Source organism: Gemmobacter nectariphilus DSM 15620, assembly GCF_000429765.1.
In the GTDB taxonomy this organism is placed as follows: Bacteria; Pseudomonadota; Alphaproteobacteria; order Rhodobacterales; family Rhodobacteraceae; genus Wagnerdoeblera; species Wagnerdoeblera nectariphila.
Genome location: NZ_AUCM01000021.1, coordinates 20,912 through 35,480, shown reverse-complemented (window position 1 = coordinate 35,480; position 14,569 = coordinate 20,912). Strand labels below are relative to the sequence as shown.

Annotated in this window: 13 protein-coding genes; 4 read left to right on the top strand and 9 right to left on the bottom strand. The window is 62.2% G+C overall.

Features of this window, described 5'->3' with window-relative positions; all coding sequences use genetic code 11:
* Positions 1-46 precede the first annotated feature (46 nt).
* From G481_RS24240 to G481_RS26260, 4 genes are all read right to left on the bottom strand, one after another.
* A complete protein-coding gene (locus G481_RS24240) occupies positions 47-1,180 on the bottom strand; it encodes a secretin N-terminal domain-containing protein (RefSeq protein WP_051294612.1) in 1,134 nt (377 codons plus the stop codon).
* Between the two features lie 137 nt (positions 1,181-1,317).
* Positions 1,318-1,848 (bottom strand): hypothetical protein, encoded by a 531-nt coding sequence (locus G481_RS0116425; RefSeq protein WP_161630536.1) that lies wholly within the window; start codon positions 1,846-1,848, stop codon positions 1,318-1,320.
* Positions 1,848-2,387 (bottom strand): GspMb/PilO family protein, encoded by a 540-nt coding sequence (locus tag G481_RS0116420; protein WP_028030987.1) that lies wholly within the window; start codon positions 2,385-2,387, stop codon positions 1,848-1,850. Before G481_RS0116420 ends, G481_RS0116425 begins: the two co-directional genes overlap by 1 nt.
* Complete coding sequence (locus G481_RS26260; RefSeq protein ID WP_028030986.1) at positions 2,384-3,370, bottom strand: PilN domain-containing protein; 987 nt, start codon at positions 3,368-3,370, stop codon at positions 2,384-2,386. Before G481_RS26260 ends, G481_RS0116420 begins: the two co-directional genes overlap by 4 nt.
* A 99-nt stretch (positions 3,371-3,469) precedes the next feature.
* On the opposite strand from G481_RS26260, the gene G481_RS26255 reads away from it, so the two are divergent.
* Positions 3,470-4,924: a GspE/PulE family protein gene (locus tag G481_RS26255; RefSeq protein ID WP_051294611.1), complete on the top strand. Its 1,455-nt coding sequence runs from the start codon at positions 3,470-3,472 to the stop codon at positions 4,922-4,924.
* A gap of 47 nt (positions 4,925-4,971) precedes the next feature.
* On the opposite strand, the gene G481_RS25590 is transcribed toward G481_RS26255, so the two are convergent.
* Positions 4,972-5,460, bottom strand: coding sequence for an Imm26 family immunity protein (locus G481_RS25590; RefSeq protein ID WP_084451029.1), 489 nt, complete (start codon positions 5,458-5,460; stop codon positions 4,972-4,974).
* A 115-nt stretch (positions 5,461-5,575) separates the two neighbouring features.
* Positions 5,576-6,508: an IS5 family transposase gene (locus G481_RS0116405; protein WP_028030985.1), complete on the bottom strand. Its 933-nt coding sequence runs from the start codon at positions 6,506-6,508 to the stop codon at positions 5,576-5,578.
* Between the two features lie 228 nt (positions 6,509-6,736).
* Between G481_RS0116405 and G481_RS0116400 the strand changes: the two genes are divergently transcribed.
* The 3 genes from G481_RS0116400 to G481_RS0116390 are packed head-to-tail and all read left to right on the top strand — an operon-like array spanning position 6,737 to position 11,132.
* Positions 6,737-8,431, top strand: coding sequence for a site-specific integrase (locus tag G481_RS0116400; RefSeq protein WP_028030984.1), 1,695 nt, complete (start codon positions 6,737-6,739; stop codon positions 8,429-8,431).
* Positions 8,428-9,477, top strand: a complete 1,050-nt coding sequence (locus G481_RS0116395; RefSeq protein WP_028030983.1) for a tyrosine-type recombinase/integrase — start codon at positions 8,428-8,430, stop codon at positions 9,475-9,477. The genes G481_RS0116400 and G481_RS0116395 overlap by 4 nt, the downstream gene beginning before the upstream one ends.
* A 2-nt stretch (positions 9,478-9,479) precedes the next feature.
* The gene (locus G481_RS0116390) at positions 9,480-11,132 is read left to right on the top strand and encodes a recombinase family protein (RefSeq protein ID WP_035026467.1); all 1,653 of its coding nucleotides are present in this window, start codon (positions 9,480-9,482) and stop codon (positions 11,130-11,132) included.
* A gap of 35 nt (positions 11,133-11,167) precedes the next feature.
* Here G481_RS0116390 and G481_RS26025 read toward each other — a convergent pair whose 3' ends face one another.
* Genes G481_RS26025 through G481_RS0116380 form a run of 3 tightly spaced genes read right to left on the bottom strand, consistent with a single transcriptional unit; the run spans position 11,168 to position 14,499 of the window.
* Complete coding sequence (locus tag G481_RS26025) at positions 11,168-11,338, bottom strand: hypothetical protein (protein WP_154664650.1); 171 nt, start codon at positions 11,336-11,338, stop codon at positions 11,168-11,170.
* 19 nt (positions 11,339-11,357) lie between these two features.
* Positions 11,358-12,734 carry a UvrD-helicase domain-containing protein gene (locus G481_RS0116385; RefSeq protein ID WP_245594991.1) on the bottom strand — a complete coding sequence of 459 codons (1,377 nt, stop codon included), beginning with the start codon at positions 12,732-12,734 and terminating at the stop codon, positions 11,358-11,360.
* A 31-nt stretch (positions 12,735-12,765) separates the two neighbouring features.
* Entirely contained in the window at positions 12,766-14,499 is a 1,734-nt protein-coding gene (locus G481_RS0116380) for an ATP-dependent nuclease (protein ID WP_028030980.1), read from the bottom strand.
* Positions 14,500-14,569: the final 70 nt, after the last annotated feature.

Sequence of the window (14,569 nt, the reverse complement as noted above, 5' to 3'; positions counted from 1 at the left end):
AACTCGTCCAGCACTTCGTTCGAAATCGTCATCGTCCTTGCTCCTCTCAGGAAGCATGGACCCAATCAGCCATACACAGAAGACCGGACACTCTCGCGACCTGCTCATGATCGGAACTGGTGCCCATCACGATCAGGGCATTCCGGCTGTCGTCGGCAGCCACCCGCAGCCCTTCGCTTGCGCTGCCGCCCCCTCCGTCGACACCGGCCATATCCCCGGAGGAGCTGCCCTTCAGAAGTTCGTTCAAAATAGGAGCAACTTCGGAAGCGCTTCGGTTCTGCAACTGATAGGTGGACATATAGGCGGAAGCGCCGGCAGCCGCCCGATCCAGATCCCTGATCCAGCGTTGAGCCTTGTCGATATAGGCCGACCGCGAGGAGATCACCAGCACCGATCCGAGGCGGGGATTGGGAATGAACTCGACGACACCGTCGAGCATTCCGCCTTCTTCCGCGCTGAATATGCGCGTGAGATCCGAGATGATCGCCTCGGGATCTGCAGAACGCAGCTGGACAAGTGCGACGGATTTGCCTTTCAGCACATCCACGTCGAACAAGTTCAACGCGTCGAGGGCAGATTCGACCAGAGACGAAGACCCGGACAACAGAAGCAGATTGCGGCGCGGTTCGGTAACGATCTTCAATCCCTGCTCGGACAGAGGATCAAGAAGCTTGACCATCTCACTTGCCGAGACGAACCGCAATGGCGCCACAACGATATTCGAGCCATTGCCGCCTCCGGCACCAACCACACGGAATGTCTTGTTGCCGGAAGTTCCCGGCACGATCCGTATGATATTGTTCTCCTTGCGCAGCTGTGCCCCATTCGCTTCCAGAGACGCCTCGAAGAGATCCAGCAAGGCGCTGGTTGGCACCGGGCCGGTCGTCTGTAACGTGACACGACCCTGAACAGCATTATGAATGACGAAGCTCAGACCGAGCGTATCCGCCAGCACTGCCTGCGCAGCGGCTTCAATGGAAGCGTTGACGAGCGAGAGTTGCACGGTTTTTCCATCCTGCGGGACGACAATCGCGCGTCCTTCGCCGTTCCCACCGGCGTCGACATCCAGGAACACGTCGGATCCGCGCTGCATTGCCGCTCGAGAAACGCCCGCCATAAGGCCCTGAGTGTCGCTGCGCGACACAGCCGCGCGGCCACCGGAACGGTCGGGCCCGAACATGCCCGAACTGGATCCTGACGTCGAACTGACGCAGGCTGAGAGGGTGAGCACAATTGCGCACAGCCCGAAAAACCGTGTGGATACCACGCCCACGATGCCACCTGAATGCCTGTGATCTTACTGCTTCTTGTTTGAGATCAGGGTAGCGTGTAAGGCCTGAGGAGAATAGCCCTTTGTATCCCTTCCATGGAGAAGAAGAGCTGTTCCTGTGTTATTTCTACCAGTGTCCAGTCGCCGACCTTGTCGCCAACAACCATCCATCGCTCATCACCGGATTCCGGATTCCGCACCAGGACTCTGGAGATATCGTTCAATCGCATGAACCCCGCAAACTCCAGCGGCAGGAGGTCAGCGGCAGGTTCCGACTCTGGCTCGGGCATTTCAGGGGCATATGTCGGCTCGGGCTCATCAGGTTCCAAAGAGGGCGCCAACCTGGGTAATATCCGGTTTTCCGCCAGCAGGGGGCGCTCGGCAAAATCGGCCAACACCTGTTCCAACTCCGTTAACGGCTGTCGCGGCACATCAAGCGGGGTCAAAGGCCGCGCAACGCCTGGCTGCACATCCGCAACAGCATCCTTTGACAATACCGGAGCTTCAGCCAGGTAGAGAGCAGTGCCTAGTCCGGCAAGTATACCGACCAGGAAGCCTGGCGGGGGCAACACCCTCATCATGGCTCGCGGACCTCGGAAGCCAGCCCCCATAGAACGAGCCTCAAATTTACCCGTGCAACCTCGTCTTGCGGATCCGCCGGATATTGCCGCATCCAGAGCGAGGAAACAGAGAAGCTTGGCCGATGCTGCTCGATCACGTGCAGAAATCTCGCCACCTCGTCATGCCCTCCCTCCAATTCCGCCTCGTAGCTGACCGGCAGGAAGGCTCCCGGGGGACCACCGGCCACCCCGCCAAAACTCAACACCTGCAATCGAGCCGCGCTGGCAGCTTCAAGGACAGCCCGCTGCATTGCCAATTCGACTACAGCCCTGGTCTCACCAGCCCATCCGATGTCCTCAGGCAGCCCGCCTGCGTCCTCCACTCCCGCAACGTCGGATACCCGCTGCAGAAGTGCGGCCTCCTGGCGACGTGCCTGCTCGAGTTCCAGAACAATGCCATGGAAACCTGCGCGGCTCTTGGCCGTGATCGCCCACACCAGCCCGGAAACACCCGCCACAATCCCGATCAGTCCCGCAACATACCAGGCCAGCCTCATGGCATGGCCTCCCTGTCGCTCAGCGCGATGGTCAGGTCGAACCGGCTCTGCCGGGTGAAACTGTCATAGCCGACCGGACCATCCAGTTTCACATGCGCCGCCCAATCGAGACCCTGCAGATGCTGAACCAGCTCCGTGACATCATGACGGCTGAACCCCGAGATGCGCAGCGTATTCTGATGGATGGAAACCTCCGAAAGCCAAGCCCCTTCGGGAAGATCCGCCCCGAGCGATCCCAAGAGCGTCAGCGGTCGCGATCCGGCTCGGAACTGGTCGAGCTGCTTTCCCACCGCCTGCAGCCTTTCCTGCCGCGTATCCGATTGCGCACGCGACCTGGTCAGGCGTTCCTCAAGCCGCGCGATATTCGCCAGCCTGGCGTCCAACGCATCCTTGATCTGCAATCGGGACCGCTCCAGCTGGATTACCGTAAAGGTGGAAATCAGCACGCCCCCCAGTGCGGTCGCCGCCGCCCAGTTGCGCATGGTCTGTGGCGCTACGCTGCGGTGCTCCCAGACCGGGGCATCTTCGATCCCCTCGATGACGACCGAAGCGGTCCCGATACCGCCCTGCTTCAGTTGCAACACAAGGTCCGTGACCTGAACATCCTTCACGATGTAGACGCTATATCGGTCCTGCCCGCCTTCGCGCCCGGCCAGGCGATAGCGCCAGGTCAATCCCTGGCCGTTCATTGGCAGGCTGGCCTTCATCTGCAAGGCTATCGCGGTAGATGCCTTCGAACGCGCCGCCTTTGGAAGCTGAATCTCGCGCTTGAGGCAAAGCCCGCGCGAGAGCACCGCAACCACGCCCCGCCTCCTCCGCTTCTGGCCGGCCAGAGCCTCGCCCGTGATCGGCAGCAAATCGACTTCGATCCTGCGCTGGCCGATATTCGGGAACCCCGGCCGGAACAGCACCAGAAGCGAGGACAGGGCGTCCATCGCAGCCTGGCTGAAAAACGTGTTCCGCATCTTCCGCGCGTCGCTCATCGGGCCTCCTATGCGCGATCACCATGGAACAGATTACCTTTTGTGCTTATTGTCGCCCCTGATCAAAGTCCAGTTCATTGCGGGACAGGCCACCGGGCGATGACGTCGCAGCCATCGAGTCAAGACATTCTGCTGGAGCGGCTGGTTGCCGCCGGGCTCTGCGATCAGGCCAGCGCCGGGCGGGCACGTCAACTTGCGCAAAAGGAAGGTGTGCGGGCCGACCGGATCCTGCTGCGCCTCGGTCTGGTGGAAGAGCCGCATCTGATTGCCGAGATCGCCGCATTGAACGGCATCGACCCGCTCGATCCGCGATCCGCCGCTCTGGACAACGATATGGCCCGCCGTCTCGGGCACCCCTACCTTTCCGCCCAGCTTGCCGCGCCGCTGGTTTCCCCGCCGGACGCCGCGCTCGTCGCCGTTGCCGATCCGCTGAATACCGCACTGCTGGCGGAACTCGCCTTTCATCTGGAACGCCCCGTGCATGTGGTCGCGGCGACCACCCAGCAGGTGCGCGAGCTTCTGGCCAGCGGCAATGCGAAGGAAACCGGGCCACAGGAGCGGGCGCTCACCGCCGAGCGCGATGCCGAGGCGTTGCGCAAGGCCGATATCGACGGGCCGGTGATCCGCTTCGTCCAGGAACTGCTCAACGATGCCGTGCTGGCCGGGGCCTCGGACATCCATGTCGAAACCACCGAGGAGGCGTTCCGGGTTCGGTTCCGGCTGAACGGTGTCCTAGTGCAGCAGCTCGGCAACCTGGCCCTCAATCCGCAATCGGTCGTCGCCCGCCTCAAGGTTATGGCCGGGCTGAACGTGGCCGAGCGCCGGCTGCCGCAGGACGGGCGGTTGCAAACGGTCGTCGCCGGGCGGCGGGTGGATTTCCGGTTTTCATCCCTGCCGACCCAGCTTGGGGAAAGCGTGGTCGCGCGGGTGCTGGACCCCAAGGCGCTGCGGCTCGGCTGGGACCGGCTGGGCTTTCCGCCGGAAATCACCGAGTGGATCAAGGGGATCCTCGACCAGCCGAGCGGGCTGTTCCTGGTCACCGGGCCGACCGGATCGGGCAAGACCACCACGCTTTACACCGCGCTCGACCATCTCAACACCCCGGGGCGCAAGATCATCACCGTCGAAGATCCGGTGGAATACAACCTGCCCGGGCTGCAACAGATTCAGGTGCAGGACGAGATCGGGCTGAGTTTCGCCCGCATCCTGCGCGGGGTGCTGCGGCACGACCCGAATGTCATCATGATCGGGGAAATCCGCGACCCGGAAACCGCCGAGATCGCGGTGCGCGCGGCGCAGGTCGGACGGCTGGTGCTGTCTACTCTGCATACCAATTCCGCCGCCGGGGCGGTGAACCGGCTGGTGGACCTTGGGGTGCCGAAGTTCCTGGTGGATGACGTTCTCCGCGGGGTGCTGGGGCAGGAATTGCGGCTTATTACTTGCGCAGCCTGCAAAGGCAACGGCTGTCATTACTGCAAAGAAACCGGAACCTCACATAGACAAATATTTTCAGAAACATACAATGGAGAGATACGGCCACATGTAACAATATAGCAAAATATCTCAAAAGATAAATAATTATACATCTCAATAAAAAAGACTCATCCCGGCTTCCTCAACGCCAAAGATTGCACGTACTTATTTTCCCTTCCCTCGAAATAGTCCATCAATCTTGATTCGATCTGCTCTGCGCTCCACACAGCAGCTGCTTCGAGTCCCAAACATTCTTCATATGTTGCAGGTATCTCGCTCCACGACATCGCATCATGGGTATCCTCAGAATATATCCTGAGATCTCCAGATATTGAGTCTTTCATGAAATATTTGTTTGGTATTTTCTCTGAATCCTTAAGTTCCTCTCGCCCTATAACAATCCATTTACTTCTAGATGAGAGCGCAGATTTATCCACCCAAGCTCGAAAGAGCTCCCCCACTCCAGACAAATCCGCAACTGATAAAAACTCTATATCTGATACGAGATCGAGGAATGAAACCTCCGATCCAAGGAATTTCCCAAATCCATACCTTCCATTCGGAAGTGGAATGCTTAGGAAATCGCCAGGCTTCGCCTTCTTTTTCTTCATTTTCATTTTACAACACCGAAAGCTTGTACTGCCGCCGCATTATAGGCATCTGCTTTGGGATTTGAAGGGCGTTGTTGCAGAAAGGCGTCTTGAGGCGTGACTCCCCCTTTGCCGTTTAGGTTCAGGCGACGCGGACGATCTCGGCTGTGCCGAGGGCGTTGAAGCGGTTCATGAGGGCTACGCGGATGTGGATTTCGGCGGTTTGGCGGTCGGGGTCTCTCGCGGCGATGCGCTCGCCGAAGGACTTGAGACATCGCATCCTGGCCTCGGCGCGGCTGCGGGCGTGGTATCCCGTCCACCGTTTCCAGAAAGCGCGGCCGTAGTGACGCGTGGCGCGCAGGGTTTCGTTGCGCGCTCGAGCTGCTGGGCAATCCTCCTTCCATGGTCGGCCATTCTTGCGGATCGGGATGATGGCCGTGCCGCCGCGCGCGATGATGGCACTGTGGCAGCGGCGGGTGTCGTAGGCGCCGTCGGCGGTCACGGTGCCGATGTCTTCTTCGTCAGGGATCTGTGCCAGCAGGTCCGGCAGGACGGGGCTGTCGCCGTCGCGGCTGGGAGTGAACTCGACGGCGCGGATGTCGGAGGTGGCGGTGTCCATGGCCAGATGGACCTTGCGCCATTGGCGTCGCCCCTGAACCCCATGCTTGCGGGCCTGCCACTCGCCGTCGCCCAGGAACTTGATGCCGGTGCTGTCCACCAGCAGGTTCAGAGGCCCCCCTGCACGGCGATACGGGATCTGCACCTGCAGGGTCTTCTGTCTGCGGCACAGCGTCGAGTAGTCCGGAACGGGCCAGTCCAGCCCTGCCAGCCGCAGGAGGCTTGCGACCATCCCGGCAGTCTGCCTGAGCGGCAGCTTGAAAAGCACCTTGATCGACAGGCAGAACTGGATCGCCGCATCTGAGAACACGGCAGGCCGACCAGGGCCGCCGTCACGCGGCGCGAGCCAGCTCATCTCCTTGTCCAGCCAGATCAGCAACGACCCGCGCTTCCGAAGCGCATCGTTGTAGGCGGACCAGTTCGTCGTGCGGTAGCGGGCGGGCTTGGGCTTGCTCATGTCGCCCCTCTAACCGCATGGATTCGTGATGTGAATCCTTCACGGCGAGAGTTCTGCAACAACGCCCCTCCAGTCCATCAATGTCCAGTAAAGTCAATGCCTTAAGACGCCATCGGGAAGACCCAGGCACAATAAACGGCCCATATATTATGACGCAGTCCTCCCGATTCGGCCCCCCTGTCACCCCCTGTCCACACGAGGACACCTCTGACCAGAAGGACCACGACCATGAAGCACACGAACCCCGATCAACTTGAACTGGCGCTGATGGCGGAAGGCACGCCGACGCTTGCGAGCGTGATCAACGAAGTCCAGTCCAGCGCGGACCTTTCGGACGGTCGCCGCCGGGACATGGCGTCCGGACTGCGCCGTGTCGCCTCGGCCCTGGGACGGGATCCGGGCGATATCCCGGCGGTGGTCAAATGGCTGCAACCGCGGCTTGCCGAGGTGATGCCGGCCGCTCTCGGGGTCACCGACAAGTCTTGGCAGAACGCGGTCAGCGACGCGAAGTCCGCTCTGGCCCATGTCGGCATCATCCCGCGTCACAACCGTCAACGCGATGACCTGAGCGCGCCCTGGCGGGACCTGTGGCAGGCGGCCCTCGCGTCGAAAGACAAGTCGCTGACCGTCGGCCTTGGTCGCTTCGTGCATTTCCTGAGCGATCAGGATGTCGACCCCGAGGAGGTGTCGCAGCACCACGCGGATGCGTTCCACGAATCCATCGCTGCGGGCGAGATCAGGAAGGAGCCCGAATGGGTGTGGAAGAACGCGGTCTGGGGCTGGAACCTCGCCGTCGACCGCATCCCCGGCTGGCCGCAGACGCGCCTGTCGATGCCCAGCCGCAAGATCGTGATCACGCTGCCCGACGAGGACCTGCCCGCAGGGTTCCTTGGCGATCTTGGCCAGATGATGCAGCGCCTTTCGGCCCCCGACATTTTCGCCGAGGACGGCCCGACGCGTGCGCTGCGCCCGACAACGATCGAGCAGCAGACCGCCATGCTGAAGCGCTTCGCGTCGGAACTGGTCCACGCGGGCGTGCCCGCGATGGAGATCAACTCTGTTCGCGCGCTGTGCGATCCGCGGCGGGCCGAACTGGGGCTGCGTGCCATGGTCGCGCGCAATGGCGGCGAGAAGAACACGGTGATCGCCGATATGGCCGTGCTGCTGTGCAGCACCGCCCGCCGCCTCGATCTCCCGGAATCGACGATCAAAGCCCTCGCGAAGCATGCAAAGCGGCTGGCGCGTCCGAGCCAGAGCGGCCTGACCCGGAAGAACCGCGACCGGCTGCGCGCCCTGCAGGATCCTGCGACCCTGCGCCGGTTGCTCCTGCTGCCCGAGCAGCTGATCCGGGCGTCGGCCAGGATGACGCCGAAGAATGCGGCCCTGGCCCGCGAAGATGCGCTGGCCATCGCCATTCTTCTGGTCTGCCCGTTGCGGATCAAGAATCTGAGCCAGCTGCATGTCGAGCGCGACCTGCAACGGCCCGGCAAGGGACAGGTGTTCATCGCCATCGGCGAGGACCAGGTCAAGAACGGCCAGCCGATCGAATTCGAACTGCCGCCGGATGTCCGCAAGATGCTGGACAAGCATCTCGGCACCCGTGTGCCGCTGCTTTGCCCGCAAGGGTGCCCCTGGCTGTTTCCCCGGCGCGACGGCACCGGCCCTATTGCACCGACGAACTTTTCCACGCGCCTGTCGAAGCAGATCCGCAAGGAGATCGGCCTCGCCGTCAACCCGCACCTGTTCCGGCACCTGACGGCGATGATCTGGCTGACGGCCAACCCCGGCGCCTACGAGGCCGCGCGCCGGCTGCTCGGCCATACCTCGACCCGCACCACGATCAATTTCTATGCAGGCCTCGAGACGTCGGGCGCCGTGCAGGCTCTGGGCGACATTCTGGCCGAGAAGCGGAAGCGCAAATGACCCGCAAACGCATGTCGATGCCGATCACCGAATGGCCCGCTGCCGATCGCGCCTTGCTGGAGGCCTTGCGCCAGACCGGGGGCCTTTTCGACGATCCGGGCGAACTTGCGCATCTGCGCCTGTCGACGATGCCGATCCTGATCCGGTCCTGGGGCCGGTTTCTGGAATGGCTGCGGCTGAACGAGCCGGCAGCTCTTGCCGAGCCGCCGGTGGATCGCACCACCCTGCCCCGGCTGCGGGCATGGGTGAAGGCCGAAGGTACTCTGCGCCCCTCGAGCCGGCTGATGTTCTTCACCGGCGTGCTGCGGCTGCTGTGCGCCGCCGCACCTGACGAGGACTGGTCGGCCCACCGCCGCGTCAAGGCCGGCCTCGAGCGGCTGGCCGGACGGGGCGATCCCTCCCGCAAGGCCGGCCGGATCCTCGACTCCGGCGTGCTGCTCGAGGCTTCCCTTCGCCATGCCGGGCCGGAGCTTGATCTCGAGCCCACAGCCCTTCAACGGGCCAAGCGTCTGCGCGATGCGGCCATGGTGGCGCTGCTGGCGATGATGCCGATCCGTCACCGCGCCTTTGCCGCGCTGCAGCTCGGGGTCTCGCTGATGGTCGATGCACGAGGCCTGACCATGATCCTGTCGGACGATCTGACCAAGAGCGCGCGCCACTGGGAAGCGGAGATTCCCGAACCTGCCGCCGGCCTGTTGCGGCGCTACCTGTCGGAGGCGCGGCCGTATCTGCTGGCCCGCGGCGGCAAGCAGCACGACATGCTCTGGGCCGGCAATGCGGGGGACCCAATGAGCTATTCCTATGTCGGCCGCCGGATCCCGCAGATCACGCAAGCCTTGACCGGGGTTGCGATCCCGCCGCATTTTTTCCGGGACGCGGCGGCAACGACTCTGGCGCGGAGCTCGCGCCAGGCCGCACATCTGATCCGACCGGTGCTGGGCCATGCGACGGCCAGGACGTCCGAGCGGCACTACATTCACGCCGGAACGATCGAGGCGAGCCGTGACTTTACCACCCTGCTGCGGCAGCTGAAGAAGGACGAGTGACCATGAAGGCCGTGATCTACGCCCGGTTTTCCAGCCAGCTTCAGCGCGAAGCCTCGATCGAGGATCAGGTCCGGCTCTGTCAGGAACGCGCCAATCGCGAAGGCTGGCAGGTGGGCGAGGTGTTTTCCGACATGGCGATCTCGGGCGCCAACATGGCGCGCCCGGGTCTGCAGGCACTGCTGGACCGCGCCAGCTCGGGGTCGATCCAGATCGTGCTGACCGAAGCGCTGGACCGGCTGAGCCGGGATCAGGCCGATGTGGCAACGCTGTTCAAGCGGCTGACCTTCCACGGCGTACAGATCGTCACGCTTGCCGAAGGCGAGGTCAGCGAGCTGCATGTCGGACTGAAGGGCACGATGAACCAGCTGTTCCTGAAGGATCTGGCCGCCAAGACCCGCCGGGGCCTGCGCGGCAGGGTGGAGGCGGGGCTTTCGGGCGGCGGCAACAGCTATGGCTACGAGGTGGTGCGCCGTCTGGGTCCCGATGGGCTTCCTGTCACGGGCGAGCGTAGCATCAATGACGCCGAGGCTGCCATCCTCCGCCGGATCTTCGCGGAATTTGCCGATGGCCATTCGCCCAAGGCGATCGCGCGCCGCCTGAATGCCGACGGCATCCCCGGGCCGCGCGGCGCCGCCTGGCGCGACACGGCGATCCGCGGGCACCGCCAGCGGGGCACCGGGCTGATCAACAACGAACTCTACATCGGCCGGCTGGTCTGGAACCGGCTGCGCTATGTCAAGGATCCCGAGACCGGCAAGCGGGTCTCGCGCCTGAATCCGCCGGACCAGTGGACCCTGACCGAAGTTCCCGAGCTGCGGATCATCGACGATGCGCTCTGGACCCGGGTCAAGCACCGGCAAGGCGAGATCGATGCGGACCCGCGGGTACAGGCGATCAAGGCGACGCGGTTCTGGGAGCACAAGCGCAGCCCGCATCTGCTGACCGGCCTCCTGCGCTGTGGCTGCTGCGGCGGCGGCTTTGCGGCGGTGGGCAAGGACTACCTGGCCTGTTCGGCCGCACGCAAACTGGGCAGCTGCGCGCAGAAGCGCTCGTTCCGCCGCGTGATGCTCGAAGAGGTGGTGCTGGACCTGGTGCGCGAGAAGCTGATGCAGCCGGATGCGTTGGCGATGTTCATCGACGCCTATGGCCGGGAGATGAATGCGGGTCGTGCCGAAGAGACCGCGCGCCGCGCGCGCCTGGAGGCGGAGCGCACACAAGCCCGCCGTCGGCTTGACGGGCTTTACGATGCGATTGCCGATGGGCTGCGCACGCCGGGCCTGAAGGGCAAGCTGGAAGAGCTGGAGGCCCGGATTTCGGAGATCGACACGGCGCTGGCGGTCCCGGCGCCAACGGCGGTGCGCCTGCACCCGAACCTGAGCGAAGCCTATCGCCGCAAGGTGTCGGAGCTGTCCGGTCTGCTGCGCGATCCCGAGACGGCGGTTCCCGCGCTGGAAGCGATCCGCAGCCTGATCGAACGCGTGACGGTGCAGGAGACGAGCGAGGGTGTGCGGATCGAGCTTGAGGGGGTGATCACGGCGCTGATCGGTCTTGCGCAGGGCGGAACGACAAAAAGCCCGCTGGGAAGCGGGCTGGCTGCTGGTTCGGTAGAAGTGGTTGCGGGGGCAGGATTTGAACCTGCGGCCTTCAGGTTATGAGCCGAACCCTCTGATTTTTCCTGCCTCTTTTGATTTCAACAACTTAACGGACAAGCCTTTGACCTGACGGATTTTTCTGCCAGAAACTGTTCTGTTTCGGCGTCATTCAGCGGCTCTCGGTGTTGCCCAACCAGCATCCGCGGGTTGACCAGACGTTGACAAGAGCACCAGATGAACCTTGCCGAAATGATCAGCATGAAGTGCATCGGAGTGCTCCTGGTGCTGCTATAAGTTCAATACCGGTGACCGACTGCAGACCACCAAATGCTGCGATCCCCGAGTCATTGCCACATAAAGGTTCCGGGCGTCGAGGTCGTCTGCGTTGAGCACGACAGCGGCTTCTGCTTCCAAGCCTTTTAGTAGCAAGGTGCTGCCAACCGCCCGTTGCGGAAGAGGGCGGCCAACCATTCGATTCTGTTCTCGAATCCGGACGGCTGCGTCTTGAAAGGTTAGACCTTCTGTCCCCGCGCAGAGCTGGAGGGCCTTGATGCAAGCGCGAAAGACGGCAGGACGGTGCGGCGTGACGCCGACCTGTTTGCCGATCTCGACAAGGACATCGACCGCTCGTCGATGCGACGGATCACGGACAAACGCGAGCGCCACACTTTCGGCATCGGTCGGGTCGCGGCGCGCTGTGCCGCGCTGGAGCGATGAAACGCGCTGAACGAAGTCTGCCGCGCCCACATTTCGCATGACGCCTTGGGCGAACTCGGCGAGAAGTTGAAGTGCCTGGGGCGATGAAGGGTCAAAGCGTCTCGCGAACGCGACTAAGTCTTTCAAATCGACGGCTTCCACTGTCACCGCGCCAGGCGTCTGACTGGCGAACCGACGCTGACTATCAGGGCTCGTGCTTTCGCCGATGATAAGTACGCGACCATTCACGCTTGGTGGCCTGACCCTCGCTGCTTCTAGGCGCTTTTCATGGTCATTTGTTCCATCGAGCTGGACCCATGTGACACCCGCTGGTGCGGTCCTGATATCAATCGGCTCTCCTCTTACCAGTCTGCCGCGGATCTCCAGAAGCCAATGTCCCAGCGGCTCAGCTCCCGCATTGATCCAACGCCAAGGCGTCGTGAGCTCTCCTACCAACGGAAAGTAGCGGCAAACCTGCTCGTCCCAGGCTGCCAGATCATCGCCACCGAACCCAAAGATCGCCTGCATGGGATCTCCGAGAACACAGGTCGGCAAGGTTTGGGCCGCGTAGCCGACGACCGCGTGCTGGCGAATTGAACAGTCCTGATACTCATCGACGATGAGCCGTGCATAGCTTGCCTTGAGCACGTCGGCGACGTGACCGGCCTTAAGTAGCTTTGCAGCTGCTACACGGATGTTCGGGTAATCCGTGCCCGGACTAGCCAAATTGAGAAGGTTTGGATCGTGTCCGCTGCGGCGCGGGAACGTCGAGATGAGCCGCATCGCCCATCCGTCGATTGTCGATAGCCGATATCCCTTCGATGGCACACCTGCTTGGTCGAGACGGCCCCTCAAGGCGACGACACCAGCGTTCGTATGGGTCAGAACGAGGATGGGCTTGTCGCTGCGATGCCGCGTTAATGCTTCCGCGATCAGGTGGGTCTTGCCACACCCGGCCGGTGCCGTCACGGTTCCTCGGTCTATTCCTAGCAGATCGATCTCAGGGGCCGGCATTGGAGCACCACGCGAAGATACCGTCGACGAGATCGCGGAAGCCAGCATCGGCGTGCTGCAAGTCCGGGCCGACAATATCCCGTGCCACGTCCTCCATCCAAGTGACCGACTTGAACCACCCAGAGCGTTTAGAACGCGCCGCTGCGCCAAGCGCCGCTCGACTCTCGGGGGATATCTTTCCGGCTTCGACCTCCGTCAGGATCGCGGGCAGATCCTTGCTGTTCTTGGTGGCCGACTTGATGTGCTCGTTTACCAGATCATCACCATGGAGATCGATTGCTCGAGCCAGCAATTGGCCGACCCCATTGTCAGACAGGCTAAGGAACAGCTCGTCCTCCAAGGCACGGCCGTCGCGCCACGCAATCACTTTACCGCCTTTGGCGATGAAGCTGTCTTCTACCGCAGCGGTCGGCTTCTTGTCGTCATCGCGAACAACCGCAACTCTATACGCTAACCCTTGGAATGCTTCCCCCCTTGCAAAAGGCCGATCGGAATCTCCGCCGCCGCAATCCACCAATGCGGTTCCCAGTGCTGTGATGGCGTCCTTCCCCTGCGCTGTCCTGTATTGGTCGAGACCCCGCACCAGACCGACCTCGCTTGCGCCTTCACAGACAATCACTGAGGGCGCAAGGAAGGCATCGGGATAAAGGCGGATCGTACTTTGAACGCCATCATTGACGCCGACGTTCAAGACTTCGTGGCGATCGCCCGACCGGCGCGCAACGAACAACTGGCTGCCAGAAAGCTCGCGCAGGGCGACCGGCGAGTGCGTGGTCATGAAAACCTGCAGTGGTGGTGTTTTCTCTTTCGCGCCGAGCGATCCGAGGAGCCGGATGATGCGGTGCGGTTCGAGCCCATGTTCCAGCTCGTCAATCAGGATCACCGTCGATTGGGCGGCCGCCTTTCGCTGGAGACCAGCGATCAGCAGTCGGGTCGACCCGATGCCCAGTCCCCTGAGCGGAATGCCACCCTCGTCATGCAGCGAAATCGTCCCGCCGTTGAATGACACTGAGTGCGTATCAAGCATCGCCTTGATATTCTCACCTATCGGGATGCCCAGTTCCTTGGCCGTCGCAGCCACGATCAAGAGCGTCTCGCCCAGTTGCCCTTGGGCCTCTTCACCAAAGGCCGCCCTGGCATCCCTTGCTGCCTTCGCCAAAGCGGCGGAAGCATCGGCGCGCTCTTCTGAGACCCGGTTTAGCACCGAACCGCGCCGCCAACCAAAATGGTAATCCGCCAGTGCGCCGATCCGAGTTGGTGCGAGCCGAACCCGGTCCCCCCAACTGAGATTTCTTCCAAGGCCTTGTGCTTCCGCTCTCTCTGAGACCAGCGTCCAGCTTGGCTCCAGATCACTTGCGACCTTCAGCTGCACACTCAGGACGGTTTCGGCGTCCTTTTCTGGCTCGTCCTCAATCCTTCCGGTAGCAGGGTCGAAGGCCCGGATGAACATCCCATACGCATCAAGGTTCTTTAGTCCATCTTCGAGTTCGCCCAAGGTTACTGTGATCGTAATTGGCTTCTCGACATCCAATTGATGAAAATCAGCGTCGGTGAACTGAATGTTTCGACGCGCACCCAAACAAAAATCGATCGCGTCGAGAATAGAGGATTTCCCACTGTCACCCGGACCGATTATGCAATTAATGCCTGGCGATGGTAGCCAAACTAGGTGCCTTATGCCCCTGAAGTGACTGATTTCGACTGACCTGATTCTTGCCACCAACATCACTCCCAAGAGCAGACAATTCGATAACGGGCCCAAAGACGGTACTGGCCGATGGACGCGGCAT

Coding starts and splice junctions, on each gene's coding strand:
- G481_RS26025 (WP_154664650.1), bottom strand. CDS start 11,338: ATGCACTTCATGCTGATCATTTCGGCAAGGTTCATCTGGTGCTCTTGT.
- G481_RS26255 (WP_051294611.1), top strand. CDS start 3,470: ATGACGTCGCAGCCATCGAGTCAAGACATTCTGCTGGAGCGGCTGGTT.
- G481_RS24240 (WP_051294612.1), bottom strand. CDS start 1,180: ATGTTCGGGCCCGACCGTTCCGGTGGCCGCGCGGCTGTGTCGCGCAGC.
- G481_RS0116420 (WP_028030987.1), bottom strand. CDS start 2,387: ATGAGGCTGGCCTGGTATGTTGCGGGACTGATCGGGATTGTGGCGGGT.
- G481_RS0116400 (WP_028030984.1), top strand. CDS start 6,737: ATGAAGCACACGAACCCCGATCAACTTGAACTGGCGCTGATGGCGGAA.
- G481_RS0116405 (WP_028030985.1), bottom strand. CDS start 6,508: ATGAGCAAGCCCAAGCCCGCCCGCTACCGCACGACGAACTGGTCCGCC.
- G481_RS25590 (WP_084451029.1), bottom strand. CDS start 5,460: ATGAAAATGAAGAAAAAGAAGGCGAAGCCTGGCGATTTCCTAAGCATT.
- G481_RS0116395 (WP_028030983.1), top strand. CDS start 8,428: ATGACCCGCAAACGCATGTCGATGCCGATCACCGAATGGCCCGCTGCC.
- G481_RS0116425 (WP_161630536.1), bottom strand. CDS start 1,848: ATGAGGGTGTTGCCCCCGCCAGGCTTCCTGGTCGGTATACTTGCCGGA.
- G481_RS0116390 (WP_035026467.1), top strand. CDS start 9,480: ATGAAGGCCGTGATCTACGCCCGGTTTTCCAGCCAGCTTCAGCGCGAA.
- G481_RS26260 (WP_028030986.1), bottom strand. CDS start 3,370: ATGAGCGACGCGCGGAAGATGCGGAACACGTTTTTCAGCCAGGCTGCG.